A 15,524-nucleotide genomic window follows, 5' to 3' on the forward strand; every position below is an offset into this window, starting at 1 on the left:
CCGACCAGGGCCGTAGCGGGGGCCGTACGCCGCTACGGGATAAAGTCGTCGCCACGGCACACGGAAGGCATGGCGAGTTGATCTACGGCGCAATGAAGTTCTCCCTCGGAGGGTCCCTGAAGCTTGCCTTCCGGCCCTGGGTGGAGGGTCTGGAGAACATCCCCGCCGACGGGCCCGCGATCCTGGCGAGCAACCACCTGTCGTTCTCCGACTCCTTCTTCCTGCCCGCGGTGCTCGACCGGAAGGTCACCTTCATCGCCAAGGCGGAGTACTTCACCTCGCCGGGCGTGAAGGGGAAGCTCACCGCCGCCTTCTTCAAGGGTGTCGGCCAGCTCCCGGTGGACCGTTCGGGCGCGCGCGGCGCGGGCGAGGCGGCGATCAAGGCCGGCATCGAGGTCATCGAGAACGGCGGCCTCTTCGGGATCTACCCGGAGGGCACCCGCTCGCCCGACGGCCGCCTCTACCGGGGCAAGCCCGGCGGCCTCGCGCGGGTGGCCCTGGCCACCGGCGCGCCGGTGATCCCGGTGGCCATGATCGACACCGAGAAGATCCAGCCGCCCGGCAAGGTCGTCCCCAAGCTGATGCGCCCGGGGATCCGGATCGGCAAGCCGCTGGACTTCACCCGCTACCAGGGCATGGAGGGGGACCGCTTCATCCTCCGCTCGGTGACCGACGAGGTCATGTACGAGATCATGAAGCTGTCCGGCCAGGAGTACGTCGACATCTACGCGACGGCCGCCAAGCGGCAGATCGCGGACGCGGAGAAGGCGGCCAAGGAGGCCGTGAAGGCCGAGATCGCCGCTCGGGAAGAGTCCGGCGCGTAGGCGTCCGGCGGGAAGGCGTCCCCCCGGGGACGTCCGGGGGGTGGGGGAGATGGCCACGCGCGAGCGTGTCGTGCGCATGTCGGTCGAGCAGCCGCTGTGGCGGGCGCTGACCGGCTACCGCGTCCTGACCATGGCCTACGCGGTCCTGCTGTTCGCCTTCGGCCGCGAGCGGTACGAGCGGCCCTGGGTGGCCCTCCTCTATCTGGCGTTCCTGTGCGTCTGGACGCTCGCCACCCTGCCCAAGGTGGCGAACGCGGCCAGCTGCACCAGGCGTTTCCTCGGCGCCGACCTGACCGTCGCCCTCGTCGGCATCCTCCTCACCCCGCTCGCCGACGCCCAGGCGCGGTCCGTCGACCACGCCACCCTGCCGACGATATGGACCGCCGGAGCGGTCCTCGCGTACGCGATCAAGGGCGGCTGGCGCTGGGCGGGAGTCGCCTCCTCGCTGGTCGCAGTGGCCAACCTCGTCGAGCGCGGCCACCCCAGCCGGGACACCCTCCACAACGTCCTCCTCGTCTGGGTGGCGTCCATCGCCATCGGCTACGTCGTCGAGGTCGCCCGCGCCTCCGAGCGGACCCTCGCCCGCGCCCTGGAGATCGAGGCCGCGACCCGCGAGCGGGAGCGGCTCGCCCGGGACATCCACGACAGCGTCCTCCAGGTCCTCGCGATGGTGCAGCGCCGCGGCACCGCCCTCGGCGGGGAGGCCGCCGACCTCGGCCGGATGGCCGGGGAACAGGAGGTGGCCCTGCGGACCCTCGTGGCCGGCGGCCTCATCCGGCCCAGCCTGGTCTCCGAGGACGAGTCCGAGGGGGCCGTCGTCCGGGTCGTCGAGGAGGACGATGTGCAGGACGAAGACAGCCCCGTCGACCTGCGGCTGCTGCTCGCCCCCCGCGCCGGGGCGAAGGTCACCCTCTCCGAGCCCGGGGCGCCCGTGCTCCTGGCGCCGCCCGCCGCCCGCGAGCTGGTCGCCGCCGTCGGCGCCGCCCTGGACAATGTGCGGGTGCACGCCGGGAGCGGGGCACAGGCCTGGATCCTCGTCGAGGACTGGCCCGACGAGGTGATCGTCACCGTCCGGGACGACGGGCCCGGCATCCCGGAGGGCCGCCTCGCCCAGGCGGAGGGCGAGGGCCGGATGGGCGTCGCCCTCTCCATCCGGGGGAGACTGCGGGATCTGGGCGGCACGGCCGAGCTGATCTCGGTCCCCGGACAGGGCACGGAAGTCGAGCTGAAGGTTCCCCGGGGGAAGGCAGGACACGGAAGATGAGCGAGCAGCAGCGGATCAAGGTGATGGTCGTCGACGACCACCCGATGTGGCGGGACGCGGTCGCCCGCGACCTCGCCGAGGCGGGCCTCGACGTGGTCGCCACGGCCGGCGACGGCGAGCAGGCGGTGCGCCGCGCCCACGCGGCCGCGCCCGACGTCCTCGTCCTGGACCTGAACCTCCCGGTGAAGCCGGGCGTCCAGGTCTGCAAGGAACTCGTCGGCGGCCGCCCGGGACTGCGGGTCCTGGTCCTCTCGGCCAGCGGCGAGCACGCGGACGTCCTGGAGGCGGTGAAGTCGGGTGCCACCGGCTACCTCCTCAAGTCGGCGAGCACGGAGGAGCTGATCGACGCCGTCCGGCGGACGGCAGCCGGCGACCCCGTCTTCACCCCCGGCCTCGCCGGACTGGTCCTCGGCGAGTACCGCAGGCTCGCCACCGAGCCCGCCCCGACCGCCGGCACGGACGAGCCGAAGGCCCCGCAGCTCACCGAGCGCGAGACGGAGGTCCTGCGGCTCGTCGCCAAGGGACTCAGCTACAAGCAGATCGCCGAGCGCCTGGTCATCTCGCACCGCACGGTGCAGAACCACGTGCAGAACACCCTCGGCAAGCTCCAGCTGCACAACCGGGTGGAGCTCGTCCGGTACGCCATCGAGCGCGGCCTCGACGACGCCTGAGCCGGCGGGCAGGGCGGCGGGGCGGGCCGTATATTCGCGAGGAGTGCGCGTATCCGGCCCATCACCGTCGATGAGGGGACTACCGTGGAAATCCTGGCATTCGGTGTGCAGGCGGACGAGCAGCCCCTCATCGAGAAGGCCTTCGAGGGCCACCACGACGTCCGCTGCCTGAGCGTCTTCCTCGACGAGGACACCGCGCCCATCGCGGCCGGCTACGAGATCATCTCCACCAGCGTCAACGCCATCCTGGACCACCGGGTCCTGCAGACCCTCGCCGCCGGCGGCACCCAGATGATCGCCCAGCGCTCCACGGGCTTCAACAACATCGACCTGGAGGTCGCCGAGCGCCTCGGCCTCACCGTCGCCCGGGTCTCGTCCTACTCGCCGTACTCCGTCGCCGAGTTCGCCTGGACCCTCGCCATGGCGGTCAACCGCCGGATCGTCCGCGCCTCCAACCGGACCCGCGACTTCGACTTCCGCCTCGACGGGCTGATGGGCCGCGACCTGCGGGGCCGTACGGTCGGCGTCCTCGGCACCGGCAAGATCGGCGAGGCCTTCACCCGCATCGCCCACGGCTTCGGCATGAACCTGCTCGGCTGGGACGTCGCCGAGAACCCCGCCTGCGTCGCCCTCGGCATGAAGTACGTCGAGAAGGACCGGCTCCTCGCCGAGGCCGACCTGGTCAGCCTGCACGTCCCGCTGCTGCCGGCCACCCACCGCATCATCGACGCGGCCGCGCTCAGGACGATGAAGGACGACGCCATCCTGGTGAACTCCAGCCGCGGCGGACTCGTCGACACCGAGGCGCTCGTCACCGAGCTGCGGGCCGGCCGCTTCGCAGGCGTGGGCCTCGACGTCTACGAGGCGGAGGCCGGGCTCTTCTTCCTCGACAAGTCCCTGGAGATCGTCGAGGACGACACCCTGGCCCGCCTGGTCACCTTCCCGAACGTGGTGGTCACCTCGCACCAGGCCTACTACACCGAGGACGCCGTCGGCCAGATCATCGACACCACGGTCCAGAACGTCCTCGACCACACCGCGGGCCGGCGCAGCGAGAACGTCCTGGTCCCGAGGACGGCCTAGGCCGGAAGAGACCGCCCAGCCGTCCGCCGCCTCAGACCAGCACCCCGGCGAGCAGGGAGGCCGTGAGCGCCGCGCCGTCCGTCGTCAGCACCGACTCGGGGTGGAACTGCACCCCGGCGAAGCCCGGGCCGCGCAGCGCGTGCACCTCACCGGTCCCCGCGTCCCGGCTCACCTCGATCCGGTGCAGGGCCAGCTCCGTCGCCGTCCGGTCGTCGCAGCGGGCGGTGAAGCTGTTGTAGAAGCCGACGGTCCGCCGCTGCCCGAAGAGGTCGATCCGCAGCTGCGCCCCCTGGAACGGGGTCCGCTTGCGGACGATCTCCAGGCCCAGCTCGGCCGCGATCAGCTCGTGCCCGAGGCAGACGCCCAGCAGACCGTGCCGGTGCTCCCGCACCAGCTCGGCCGTGAGCGCCCGGAGGAACCGCATCTTGGGATCGGCGGCGTCCGCCGGGTTCCCGGGACCGGGGCCGAGGACCACCGGACCCTCGTGGGTGAGCGCCAGCTCCCGCAGGCCCGGCTCGTCGTAGCGGAGCACCGACACGTCGAGGCCCGAGGAGCGCAGGACGTGCGCCAGCATCGCGGTGAACGTGTCCTCGGCGTCGATCACCAGCGCGTGGCCCGACAGCTCCGCGGACCGCGCCTGCATCTTCAGCCAGAACGGCGCGAGGTCCGCCCGCCGCGCGTCCAGGGCGGCCCGCACCCGGGGGTCGTCGGCGAGCCGCGCGGGCGCCCGGTCCGCCGCGCCGCCGGGCCTGCCCTCGCGCACCCCGAGCGCGGTCAGCACACCGGCCGCCTTGGCGTGCGTCTCGGCCACCTCGCCGGCCGGGTCCGAGTGCCGGACCAGGGTCGCCCCGACGGGCACCCGCAGCCCGCCGTCCGCGTCGATGTCGGCGGTACGGATGAGGATGGGCGAGTCCAGCGTCTGCGCCCCGCTCGCGTCCGTACCGAGCAGGGCGAGCGCGCCCGCGTAGTAGCCGCGGCCGCTGGTCTCGTGGCGCTCGATCACCCGGCAGGCGTTCTGCACCGGCGAGCCCGTCACGGTCGCCGCGAACATCGTCTCCCGCAGCACCTCCCGCACGTCCAGGCTGGAGCGTCCCCGCAGTTCGTACTCGGTGTGCGCGAGATGGGCCATCTCCTTGAGCCGGGGCCCGATCACCACCCCACCCCGGTCCCCGACCGTGCACATCATCTTGAGCTCCTCGTCGACCACCATCGACAGCTCCTCGGTCTCCTTGCGGTCGGCGAGGAAGGCGAGCAGGCCCGCGGCGGTGGGGGCGGCCCCCGCCGGGTAGCGGTACGTGCCGCTGATGGGGTTCATGACGACCGTGCCGCCCGACATCCGCACGTGCACCTCGGGGCTCGCGCCGACCAGCGTCCGGTCGCCGGTGTGCACGACGTAGGTCCAGTACGCGCCCCGCTCGCCGGTCAGCAGCCGCCGGAACAGGGCGAGCGCGTCGGCCCGCCCGAAGCCCGGGATCTCCCCGGCGTACGTCCGTCTGATGACGAAGTTCGCGCCCTCGCCCGAGCCGATCTCCTCGTCGATGACCCGCCGCACGATCCCCGCGTACTCCTCGTCGGAGACGTCGAACGCGCCGCCCTCGACGGCCACGTCGTGGGCGGGCAGCCGGTCGAGGACCTCGGCGAGCGGCAGCTCGTGCACCTCGTCGGCGACCAGGACGGCGAGCGGGGTGCCGTCGTCGCGGACGTCGAAGCCGCGCTCGCGGATCTGCCGGAAGGGGACCAGGGCGAGGGTGGGCAGCGGTCCGACGGGCAGCTCCGCGAGACGCTCGGCCTCGTGGACCCGGCCGGTCAGCACCTCGACGGTGTCGTGGTCACGGCCGGGGGTGCGGCGGCGCAGCAGGGCGAAGGGCGGACCGGCGGGATCGAGGAGACGGGAGAGGTCCATGGGTGGGTTCCTTCCGGAGGGAGTACGGAGAGGAACGGCCCCGGGTACGAGAAAGGCCGCCCCTCGGGCGGCCTTCGCGTGTCTTTCGGTGTACGCGCAGTCAGTGGGCCGCCGGATGAGCGGTCCACCACCAGTTCTGGATCTGGGAGGCGTACATGCGAGCACTGTAACGCAGCCGGACACGGGAACGGGGCCCGGTCCGCACCGTGGACGGCGCGGACCGGGCCCCGTGGCGGGGCGAACCCCTGATCAGACGATCAGGTTGTAGCCCTTCCAGCCGCCGCCGACCGAGACGCGCGGGGCGTACGGGTTCGGGTAGCCGTTGGTGTTCTTGTAGAACCACAGGACACCGGTGGTGTCCCGGGCGATCAGGTCCGGCCTGCCGTCACGGTCGAGGTCGCTCGGGCCGACCATGACGTCGTAGGCGTTCCAGCCGCCGCCGACCTTCGCGCGGGTGGCGTACGGGTTCGGCGTGCCGCCGGTGTTCTTGTACAGCCACAGCACGCCGGTCTTGTCGCGGGCGATCAGGTCCGGCCTGCCGTCACCGGTCATGTCGCCGGTGCTGATCAGCTCGTTGTAGGTGTTCCAGCCGCCGCCGACCCGGACGCGGGTGGCGAAGGGGTTGGGCGCGGCGCCGGTGTTCGTGTACAGCCACAGGACACCGGTCTTGTCGCGGGCGATCAGGTCGGGCCGTCCGTCGGCGTTCATGTCGCGCGCGCCGAGGAGCTTGTCGTAGACGCCCCAGCCGCCGCCGACCCTGAGCCGTCCGGCGAAGGGCGCGGAGGGCTTGCCGGTGCCCTTGTAGTACCAGAGGACCCCGTCCTTGCCGCGGGCGACCATGTCCCCGGTGCCGTCGGCGCGGAGCGCGGTCATGGGCGTGACGGCGTCGTAGTCCTGCCACCCCGGGCCCACGCGGTAGCGCGTCAGGAACGGCGTGCTGCCGCTGCCGGTGCCCTGGTACTGCCACAGCACGCCGGAGGCGTCACGGGCGATGAGGTTGTAGCGGTCGGTCGCGGAGACGGGGGCGGCGCCGGGGGCCTCCGTGATCTCGCTCTGCTTCACCCAGACGATCTTGTGGTGGAAGCGGATCGGCACGAACAGCGTGGTGCCGACGACGTTCTTCTGGGCGGAGCCGAACCAGTCGTCGCCCTTCACCGCCGGGCCGGCCTTCACGTAGGACTGGCCCGCGGCGAACGAGAACTTCGTCAGGGAGGCGTTCTCGTCACCCGGGGCGGAGAGCCCGGCCGCGGTGTAGGCGGCGGTCTCCGGGAAGGAGCGGCCGAAGACCTTGACCGCGGTGAGGCCCGCGACCTTCACGGTCGTCGCGCCGGTCACCGGCGCGGTGTACTGGCCGCCGGGGTTGAAGAACCAGGCCTTCTGCCCCGCGTACCAGATCGCCGTCCAGTCGGTCCTGGCCTCGGCCACCACGTACGTACCGCCGGCGCGGACCTTGTTGCCGTAGTTCGAGCCCTCGCTGGGGCCCGAGGTGAAGTACGGGTCCTTCAGCGGCGTCCCGCCGGTGGACGGCGTCGTGTACAGGTAGCCGAAGTTGGCCGGGCGCGCCGACACGGCCGTGCCGCCGACGGTCAGCTTCGGCTGGTTGGCCGTGGTGAACGGCGGCACCACACGGACCACCTGGCCGGCCCGGAGCAGGCCGCCCGCGCCCTTGTCGCCCTGCGGGGCGCCCAGGAGGGACATGTAGTAGTTCCAGTCCCAGTACGGGCCGGCGTCCCAGTGCAGGTTGGCCAGGCCGGCGTCGGTCTGGAGCGCCACCTCGTCGTGACCGATGATGTGCTCGCGGTCGATCGGCACGCCGTACTTGTTCGCCAGGAACTTCACCAGTTCGGCGGAGGAACGGTACTGCTGCTCGGTGTACCAGCTCCCCTCCTTGATGGCGTAGCCCTCGTGCTCCACGCCGATGGCGTGCATGTTGTGGGTCCAGTTGCCCGCGTGCCACGCGAGGTTCTTGTTCTCGAGCATCTGGGTGACCAGGCCGTCCGCGGCCCGGATCAGGTAGTGCGCGCTGCCGCCGCCGTTCGGGTCCGTCAGCACCTGGAGGGAGCCGTCGTAGCCGCCCTCGGTGTCGTGGATGACGATCTGGCGGATGTCCAGGCCCTGGTTGGGGCGGTCGGCCGCGGTGTAGTTCTTCTTCCCCGCGGAGTCCGGGACCGTGAGCTTGACGTTGCAGCTCAGGCCGGCGGGGCACTCGGGGACCGCGGCGGCCGCCCTGGTGCTCGCGGGGGTCGCCGCGAGCGGCACGTTCGACGGCTTGACCGGCTCGACCGAGGGGTCGGCCGGCAGGGCGACCTGCTCGCCGTCGAGGGTGACCGCGCGCTCGCCCTCCTGGATCGACTCGAAGACGCGCTTCGCGAAGAGGTCGGCGCCCTTCTTCTCGGGGGACTGGCTGTAGCGGGCCACGGCCGGGTACCAGTCGCCGGCCTCGTCGGACAGCTCGGCGCCGGCCTGCTTCTGGTAGTCGGCGAGCAGCGCGGCGCCGGCCCGGATGGAGGCGGCGGTGTCGTTCTGGACGGCCTCGCTGGAGCTGTCGATCAGCTCCGCGGCCTTGTCCAGGGTGTGGAGCCGGGGGTCGTCGGTGTCGACGAGCGCCTTCTCCAGGATCTGCCGGACCTTCGCGCGGTCGAAGGTCTTCTCGATCTCCGGCCGGCCCGACCCGTTGAAGTGGTCGATCTGCTCGTCGGTGACCTTCTGCGGCACGTCCTCCGGGTCGACCTTCGTCAGACCCATGACGTTGTACGCGCCGGTCGTGCTCGGCTCGCCGTCGTGCGACTCCCAGCGCGTCTGCTGGTACGACACCGCCATCAGCACGCTCTGCGGCACGTCGAACTCGCGCGCCGCGTTCGCGAACTGCGACTGGAGGGAGACGTCACCGGCCGCCGTGCCGTCGCCCGCCGCGCCCAGCAGGCCCGGAGAGGCGACCGCGAGGGTGCCGATCGTGGCGGTCGCCACGACGGCCGCCGCCGCGCCGTACAAGAGTCGTTTCTTCTTACGGTCCCTGCGGTGACTCCGAGTCACGCCCACCCCTGTGTTCGACTGTGCAAGTAAATGTTCAAAGCGAAACGGGCCAGAGGGTAGCACCACCCGATGGCGATAATGTCAGCGAGTGACATTTCGGGCGGGTGTCTCAGTCACTGGGCAGGCGGACAGGAGCGGACGAAGAACCCCGTAATGTGGTCCCTGTGACCGTGAACGCTGATTCCCACGCCGTCGCCAAGGCGACCTGGCGAGACCTGCCCGCGGCGCAGCAGCCCGAGTACCCCGATGCCGAGGCTCTGCGCGATGTGATCGCGGACCTCGAGTCGTATCCTCCGCTCGTCTTCGCCGGCGAGTGCGACCAGCTGCGTGCCCGGATGGGAGCCGTCGCCCGTGGCGAGGCGTTCCTGCTCCAGGGCGGCGACTGCGCCGAGGCCTTCGACGCGGTGTCCGCCGACCACATCAGGGCCAAGCTCAAGACGCTGCTCCAGATGAGCGCCGTCCTCACCTACGCGGCCTCCGTGCCCGTCGTGAAGGTCGGCCGCATCGCCGGCCAGTACTCGAAGCCCCGCTCCAAGGGCACCGAGACCCGCGACGGCGTGACCCTGCCGACCTACCGCGGCGACTCGGTCAACGGCTTCGGCTTCGACGAGAAGTCCCGCGTCCCGGACCCCGAGCGCCTGAAGCGGATGTACAACGCGTCCGCCTCCACGCTCAACCTGGTGCGCGCCTTCACCACCGGTGGCTACGCCGACCTGCGCCAGGTGCACGCCTGGAACCAGGACTTCGTCAAGTCGTCCCCCTCGGGCCAGCGCTACGAGCAGCTGGCGCGGGAGATCGACAACGCGCTGAACTTCATGAAGGCCTGCGGCACCGACCCGGCGGAGTTCAAGGCCGTCGAGTTCTACGCCTCCCACGAGGCGCTGCTGCTCGACTACGAGGGCGCGCTGACCCGTACGGACTCGCGCACCGGCAAGCTGTACGACACCTCCGGCCACATGGTCTGGATCGGTGAGCGCACCCGCCAGCTCGACCACGCCCACATCGAGTTCGCCTCGCAGATCGCGAACCCGATCGGCATCAAGCTGGGCCCGACCACCTCGGTGGACGACGCGCTGACGTACATCGACCGCCTCGACCCCGACCGCGAGGCGGGCCGGCTGACCTTCATCGTCCGCATGGGCGCCGACAAGGTCCGCGACAAGCTCCCCGAGCTGGTCGAGAAGGTCACCGCCTCCGGTGCGGTCGTCGCCTGGGTCACCGACCCGATGCACGGCAACACCTTCGAGGCCGCCTCCGGCCACAAGACGCGCCGCTTCGACGACGTGCTCGACGAGGTCAAGGGCTTCTTCGAGGTCCACAAGGCGCTGGGCACCCACCCGGGCGGCATCCACGTCGAGCTCACCGGTGACGACGTCACCGAGTGCGTGGGCGGCGGCGACGAGATCTTCGTCGACGACCTGCACCAGCGCTACGAGACGGCCTGCGACCCGCGTCTCAACCGCAGCCAGTCGCTCGACCTGGCCTTCCTGGTCGCGGAGATGTACCGCGATCAGTAGGGAGCTTCCTACGACGATGGGGCGCGGATCCATGTGATCCGCGCCCCATCGTCGTTGCCAGGGCTTTTGCGATCCCCCGGCATTGGGTAAGGTTAGGTTAACCTAATTGATCACGGCGGCGGGAGGTGAACCGCGATGTACGTCTGCTCTTGCTTCGGAGTCACCGAGAAGCAGGTCAGGGCGCATGCCGACGCGGGCGCCTGTACGCCGCGCCAGATCGCCTCGGCCTGCAAGGCCGGCACGGACTGCGGTTCCTGCGTCCGTCGCATCCAGGCCATCCTGGGCCGCGGCAACTGCCCGCGCCGCGACCTGTTGGACCAGGGCATGCCCGCGCTCGTGCCGGAGCCCGTCGCCGAGCTCGGGGAAGCCGCCTAGGACCCGCCCCGCGCGTCCCGGGGAGTCGCTCCGTCGCAGGACGTCAGCTCGGCTGCTCGATGAGCGTCGAGATGTAGAGCGCCTCGCCCAGGGACTCGATCAGCTCCAGCTGCGTGTCCAGGTAGTCGATGTGGTGCTCCTCGTCGGCCAGGATCTCCTCGAAGAGGTTGGCGGACGTGACGTCCCCCTTGGCCCGCATGACCTCGATCCCGCGCCTCAGCCGGTCGATGGCCTCGACCTCGACCTGGCGGTCCGCCTGGAACATCTCCGTGACGGTCTGGCCGACCCGCACGTGGAAGAGCCGCTGGTAGTTGGGCAGGCCGTCGAGCATCAGGATGCGCTCGGTCAGCTTGTCCGCGTGCTTCATCTCATCGATGGACTCTTCGCGGGTGTACTTGGCGAGCTTCGTCCACCCCTTGTTGTCCTGGATGCGGTAGTGCAGCCAGTACTGGTTGATGGCCGTCAGCTCGCCGGTCAGCTGCTCGTTGAGGAACTCGAGGACCTCGGGGTCGCCCTGCATTGCAGAGGCTCCTTCCACGTTGCGTGTCTGTGCTGTCACTGGGCAGGATGGCGGCATCCTCGCACCCCCAATGGGGGGCGTCCAGTAAGTGCAGGCTTAGTCGTAAGTGCCCCGGATCGGATCGGTGCGGCGGTCTCCTGGTCATGACCACCCCTTGCCGTCTGTCACCATGGATGACATGGGTCGGACGGAGAACGGAGCGCACCGGGAGGCGGGACAGCCGGATCGTTCACCGGATCTGCCGCCGGGCCAGCGGCTCCAGCGCGGCTGGCCGGTCACCCACTACGGACCCGTTCCCAAGTTCAAGCCGGACCGCTGGGAGTTCCGCGTGTTCGGCGCGACCGCCGACGGCGACAAGCGCTGCTGGAACCACGAGGAGTTCTCGGCCCTCCCGTTCTCCTCGGTCGAGGCCGATCTGCACTGCGTCACGAAGTTCAGCATGATCGGGGCCGAATGGGGCGGCGTCCCGGCCCGTACGGTCCTCGAACTCGCCCCGCCCGCGCCGCAGGTCACCCATGTGATGGTGTGGGCCGAGTACGGCTACAGCGCCAACATGCGCCTCGTCGACTTCGCCGACGACCGGTCGATCTTCGCCACCCACAAGGACGGGGAACTGCTCACCGCCGAGCACGGCTTCCCGCTCCGTCTCGTCGTCCCCCACCTGTACGCCTGGAAGGGGCCCAAGTGGGTCCGCGGCGTGGAGTACATGGCCGCCGACCGGCGGGGCTTCTGGGAGGAGCGCGGCTACCACAACCTCGGTGACCCCTGGACGGAGCAGCGGTACTCCTACCAGGAGGAGCCGGGAGACGGCCCGGAGCTGTAGCGCCGGAGGCCTCGGCGCCGTTCAGTGGTGGTACGGGTGGACCACCGCGTGCCCCTTGCCGCGGCCGATCATCCACTTGTTGACCGGCGTGGTGATCACGAACGCGGCGGCGAGCGCGAGGGCGAGTACCAGCCAGAACACCGCGTCGGAGAGATGGGCGTCCATGGCGCCGGGCCACAGCGCGATGACGCCGTTGTCGATGATCTCCATGACCGCGATGGACAGGGTGTCCGCGGCGAGCGCGACCTTGAAGGCCGTACGGAAGTCGACGCCGGCGGACAGGATGCCGCGCAGAGTGAGCGCGTAGCCGAAGAAGAAGGCCAGCACGATGGCCAGGATCATCGTCTCCACGTTGCCCCAGCCGAGCGCGGTGCCGACGACCATGCCGAGGACCTCGCCGATGGCACAGCCGGTGAGGCAGTGCAGGGTGGCCTTGGCGGCCATGGACCATGAGGCCTTGCCGGGGGAGTGGTGGCCGCCGTGGCCCTCGTGTCCGGAGTGGCTTGCGGGCCCGCCGTGGCCTTCGTGACCGCCGTGACCGTTGTGGTCGTGTCGTGCGTCTGCGTCGTGCTGCATCGGGTGCCCCCAGCTCGGGTAGCGGTTCCTGCCCTGACCGGAAACCATATACCCCCATGGGGTACTTCTGAACGTGGGTCGGGTCAGTCCCTCAGCTTCTTGAGCAGCTCCACGTCCGCGCGGTGTCCCGCCGGGCCACCGGGCGTCTCGATGATCAGGGGCACGCCCTCGGTCGCCGAATGGCGCAGCAGGTTGCGGAACGCGTCCTCGCCGATGTGGCCCACGCCGATGTTCGCGTGCCTGTCCTTGCGGGCGCCGACGACGTCCTCGGAGTCGTTGGCGTGGATGAGTTTCAGCCGGTCCTCGCCCACCGTCGCCACCAGCTGGTCGAGCGTCTGCGCCGCGCCGTGCGGCCCGGTGAGGTCGTGGCCGGCCGCGAAGATGTGACAGGTGTCGAGGCAGATCCCCAGCTTCGGGTGCCGGTCCAGCGCGTCGAAGTACGGTCCGAAGTCCTCCGCGCGCGAGCAGAGCGAGAAACCCTGGCCGGCCGTCGACTCCAGGAGCAGGTCCGGGTCGTCGTCGTGCGTCAGCTCGTCGAGCAGCGGCAGCAGCAGCTCGCGGACCTGCGCCAGCGCCTCCGCGCGCGGGCGTCCGCCGGTCGCCGAGCCGGTGTGCACCACCACGCCCCGCGCGCCGATCTCCCGGCCCCGCCGCAGCGAGTGCCGCATCGACTCCACCGACTTCTCCGCGGTGGCCTCGGTGTGGGAGCCGAAGTTGATCAGGTACGGGGCGTGGACCCAGGCCGAGATCGACCCGGCGGCGCACTCGGCGCGGAACCGTTCGTCCTCCGCGGGGTTCCCGGGCGGGGTGGCCCAGCCCCGCGGGTTGGCCACGAAGACCTGCACGGTCTCGGCGCCGAGTTCGCGGGCGTAGCCGAGGCCGACCTTGGCGAGGCCGCCTGCCACCGGGACGTGGCCGCCGACGGGGTTGCGCATCAGTGTCTACAGTCCCTTGATCGTGAGGGTGACGGTGGAGCCCTCGGGCGCGGTGGACCCGCCCTCGACGGACTGGCCGGAGACCTCGGTGCCGAGGTAGGGGAACGACTTCTTGACCTCGACCTCGAAGCCCTCGTCCTCCAGGGCCGTACGGGCGTCGTCGACCGTTTCGCCGACCACGTCCGGGACCTCGACGAGCCGGGGGCCCTTCGAGACGCTGAGGGTGACGGTGTCGCCCTCGGCGGCCCGACTGCCCTGGGCGAGCGACTGGGCGGCGACCGATCCGGCGTCCTCGGGGGAGTGGATGCGCTCGGAGGCGACGACCACCTCGAGCCCCTCCTCGCGGAGCAGGGCCGTGGCGTCGGCGACGGTCTCGCCCGTGACGTCGGGGACGTCGATCGGGGCGCCCTTGCTCACCACCAGGGCGACGGCCGAGTCGGGGGAGCGCTCGGTGCCGGGCTCGGGGTCGGAGCCGATCACGGCGCCCCGGGCGACGGAGTCGCTGAACGTCCGGGTGACCACCCCGGCGGCCAGGCCCTCGTCCGCCAGGATCCGCCGGGCCTCGGCGAGCGGCTTGTCCTTGAGGTTCGGCACCTTGACCAGCTCGGGACCGCGGGACAGGGTCAGCGTCACCGTCCCGTTGCCCCGGAGGCGCTCGCCGGGGGCCGGGTCGACGGCCATGACGGTGCCCCGCTCGTACACGTCGCTGAACGCGCGCTTCGTCGTGCCGAGGTCCAGCCCGGCGTCGGTGAGCCGCTTCGTCGCCTCGGGCTCCGTCTGGCCGAGCACGGCGGGCACCCGGGTGAACTGGCCCGAGTTGATGTACCAGATCCCGGTGCCGAGCCCGAGGGCCAGCAGCACGCCCAGGACGAGCAGCAGCGGGCCGCGCGGCGGGCGGCGCAGCCGGCGGCCCGGGGCGGGCGGCGCCTCGGGGGCCGGCAGCAGGTTCGTGTGCAGGACCGGGTGGGCGTCGGCGCCGGTCTCGGCCGGGACCGCCCGGGCGATCACGCTCGTCCGGTCGTCCGTGGTGTCCCGCGGCCCGGACCGGGCCAGCGGCGGCACGGCGTCCAGCTGCTCCTCGCCGAGTCCGGCACGGGCCTCCCGCAGCAGGCCGAGCAGGGTCACGGCGTCGTACGGACGGACCTCGGGGTTGCGGGCGGTCGCCGCGGCGACCAGCTCGTCCAACTCCACGGCCAGCCCGGGAACGGTCGCCGAGGGGGCGGGCACGTCCGTGTTCAGGTGCTGGTAGAGCACCTGGGCGGGGGTGTCGCCGCCGTGCGGCTTGCCGCCGGTCAGCATCTCGTACAGGACGACACCGCAGGCGTACACGTCGGCGCGGGTGTCGGCGGTGCCGTGCTCGATCTGCTCCGGCGCCAGGTACGAGACGGTCCCCAGGACCGAGCCGGTGGTGGCCGAGCCCACCGCCCGGACGAGGCCGAAGTCGGCGACCTTGACCCGGCCGTCGTCCCCTATCAGGACGTTCTCCGGCTTCATGTCGCGGTGCACGAAACCGGCCCGGTGCGCGGCGCCGAGCGCGGCGAGCACCGGCTCCAGGATGTCGAGGGCGGCCCGCGGCGGCAGGGCGCCGCGCTCGCGCAGGACGTCACGGAGCGTGCAGCCGGCGACGTACTCCATCGCCAGATAGACGTACGCGCCCTCGGCGCCCTGGTCGAACACGCCGACCACGTTCGGGTGCGACAGCCGGGCGACGGACTTGGCCTCGCGGATGAAACGCTCGACGAACGCGGCGTCGGTGGCGAGGGCGGGGTGCATCACCTTGAGCGCGAGCACGCGGTCGAGGCGGGTGTCCACGGCCCGGTAGACCGTGGCCATCCCGCCGACGGCGATGCGCGCGTCGACGCGGTAGCGGCCGTCGAGCAGCCGCCCGACGAGGGGGTCCTGAAGGGTCGTGTCCACGCGGACGAGTTTACGAGGCCGTGGAGACCGGGGCCGCGCCCACTCCTCGCGGGGCCGTGACGGTCGCCCACCCCTGTGCGGGC

At 71.5% G+C, this 15,524-nt stretch carries 14 protein-coding genes; 7 read left to right on the forward strand and 7 right to left on the reverse strand.

Going from position 1 to position 15,524, the window contains the following annotated elements:
- The first annotated feature begins 92 nt into the window (after nucleotides 1-92).
- The 4 genes from EAO70_RS21380 (at nucleotide 93) to EAO70_RS21395 (ending at nucleotide 3,842) form a co-directional block, all read left to right on the forward strand.
- Nucleotides 93-824 (forward strand): lysophospholipid acyltransferase family protein, encoded by a 732-nt coding sequence (locus tag EAO70_RS21380; protein ID WP_148004468.1) that lies wholly within the window; start codon nucleotides 93-95, stop codon nucleotides 822-824.
- Between the two features lie 49 nt (nucleotides 825-873).
- Nucleotides 874-2,088, forward strand: a complete 1,215-nt coding sequence (gene macS, locus EAO70_RS21385; protein ID WP_148004469.1) for a MacS family sensor histidine kinase — start codon at nucleotides 874-876, stop codon at nucleotides 2,086-2,088.
- Entirely contained in the window at nucleotides 2,085-2,759 is a 675-nt protein-coding gene (locus EAO70_RS21390; protein WP_148004470.1) for a response regulator, read from the forward strand. The genes macS and EAO70_RS21390 overlap by 4 nt, the downstream gene beginning before the upstream one ends.
- 84 nt (nucleotides 2,760-2,843) lie before the next feature.
- Entirely contained in the window at nucleotides 2,844-3,842 is a 999-nt protein-coding gene (locus EAO70_RS21395) for a 2-hydroxyacid dehydrogenase (protein WP_148004471.1), read from the forward strand.
- A 31-nt stretch (nucleotides 3,843-3,873) separates the two neighbouring features.
- Here the strand turns inward: EAO70_RS21395 and EAO70_RS21400 are convergent, their stop codons facing one another.
- The 3 genes from EAO70_RS21400 to EAO70_RS21410 all read right to left on the reverse strand — a co-directional run bounded on the left by EAO70_RS21400 (nucleotide 3,874) and on the right by EAO70_RS21410 (nucleotide 8,736).
- Entirely contained in the window at nucleotides 3,874-5,745 is a 1,872-nt protein-coding gene (locus EAO70_RS21400) for an anthranilate synthase family protein (RefSeq protein ID WP_148004472.1), read from the reverse strand.
- A gap of 100 nt (nucleotides 5,746-5,845) precedes the next feature.
- Nucleotides 5,846-5,902: a trp operon leader peptide gene (locus EAO70_RS40420; protein WP_073917353.1), complete on the reverse strand. Its 57-nt coding sequence runs from the start codon at nucleotides 5,900-5,902 to the stop codon at nucleotides 5,846-5,848.
- Between the two features lie 92 nt (nucleotides 5,903-5,994).
- On the reverse strand, nucleotides 5,995-8,736 hold the full coding sequence (locus tag EAO70_RS21410) for an N-acetylmuramoyl-L-alanine amidase (RefSeq protein WP_261992975.1): 2,742 nt from the start codon (nucleotides 8,734-8,736) through the stop codon (nucleotides 5,995-5,997).
- 206 nt (nucleotides 8,737-8,942) lie between these two features.
- Between EAO70_RS21410 and EAO70_RS21415 the strand changes: the two genes are divergently transcribed.
- Nucleotides 8,943-10,295 (forward strand): class II 3-deoxy-7-phosphoheptulonate synthase, encoded by a 1,353-nt coding sequence (locus EAO70_RS21415; protein ID WP_392207174.1) that lies wholly within the window; start codon nucleotides 8,943-8,945, stop codon nucleotides 10,293-10,295.
- 135 nt (nucleotides 10,296-10,430) lie between these two features.
- Nucleotides 10,431-10,670 (forward strand): bacterioferritin-associated ferredoxin, encoded by a 240-nt coding sequence (locus EAO70_RS21420; protein WP_148004475.1) that lies wholly within the window; start codon nucleotides 10,431-10,433, stop codon nucleotides 10,668-10,670.
- Between the two features lie 43 nt (nucleotides 10,671-10,713).
- On the opposite strand, the gene bfr is transcribed toward EAO70_RS21420, so the two are convergent.
- On the reverse strand, nucleotides 10,714-11,190 hold the full coding sequence (gene bfr, locus EAO70_RS21425; RefSeq protein WP_148004476.1) for a bacterioferritin: 477 nt from the start codon (nucleotides 11,188-11,190) through the stop codon (nucleotides 10,714-10,716).
- Nucleotides 11,191-11,368: 178 nt separating this feature from the next.
- Between bfr and EAO70_RS21430 the strand changes: the two genes are divergently transcribed.
- Nucleotides 11,369-12,013 carry a sulfite oxidase-like oxidoreductase gene (locus EAO70_RS21430; protein WP_148004477.1) on the forward strand — a complete coding sequence of 215 codons (645 nt, stop codon included), beginning with the start codon at nucleotides 11,369-11,371 and terminating at the stop codon, nucleotides 12,011-12,013.
- A 21-nt stretch (nucleotides 12,014-12,034) separates the two neighbouring features.
- Here EAO70_RS21430 and EAO70_RS21435 read toward each other — a convergent pair whose 3' ends face one another.
- The 3 genes from EAO70_RS21435 to pknB form a co-directional block, all read right to left on the reverse strand.
- The gene (locus tag EAO70_RS21435) at nucleotides 12,035-12,589 is read right to left on the reverse strand and encodes a DUF4396 domain-containing protein (protein WP_148004478.1); all 555 of its coding nucleotides are present in this window, start codon (nucleotides 12,587-12,589) and stop codon (nucleotides 12,035-12,037) included.
- 83 nt (nucleotides 12,590-12,672) lie between these two features.
- Nucleotides 12,673-13,524, reverse strand: a complete 852-nt coding sequence (locus EAO70_RS21440) for a deoxyribonuclease IV (RefSeq protein ID WP_148004479.1) — start codon at nucleotides 13,522-13,524, stop codon at nucleotides 12,673-12,675.
- Between the two features lie 6 nt (nucleotides 13,525-13,530).
- The gene (gene pknB, locus EAO70_RS21445; RefSeq protein ID WP_187283974.1) at nucleotides 13,531-15,441 is read right to left on the reverse strand and encodes a Stk1 family PASTA domain-containing Ser/Thr kinase; all 1,911 of its coding nucleotides are present in this window, start codon (nucleotides 15,439-15,441) and stop codon (nucleotides 13,531-13,533) included.
- Nucleotides 15,442-15,524 lie beyond the last annotated feature (83 nt).

Source organism: Streptomyces sp. adm13(2018), assembly GCF_008042145.1.
Classification (GTDB): Bacteria; Actinomycetota; Actinomycetes; order Streptomycetales; family Streptomycetaceae; genus Streptomyces.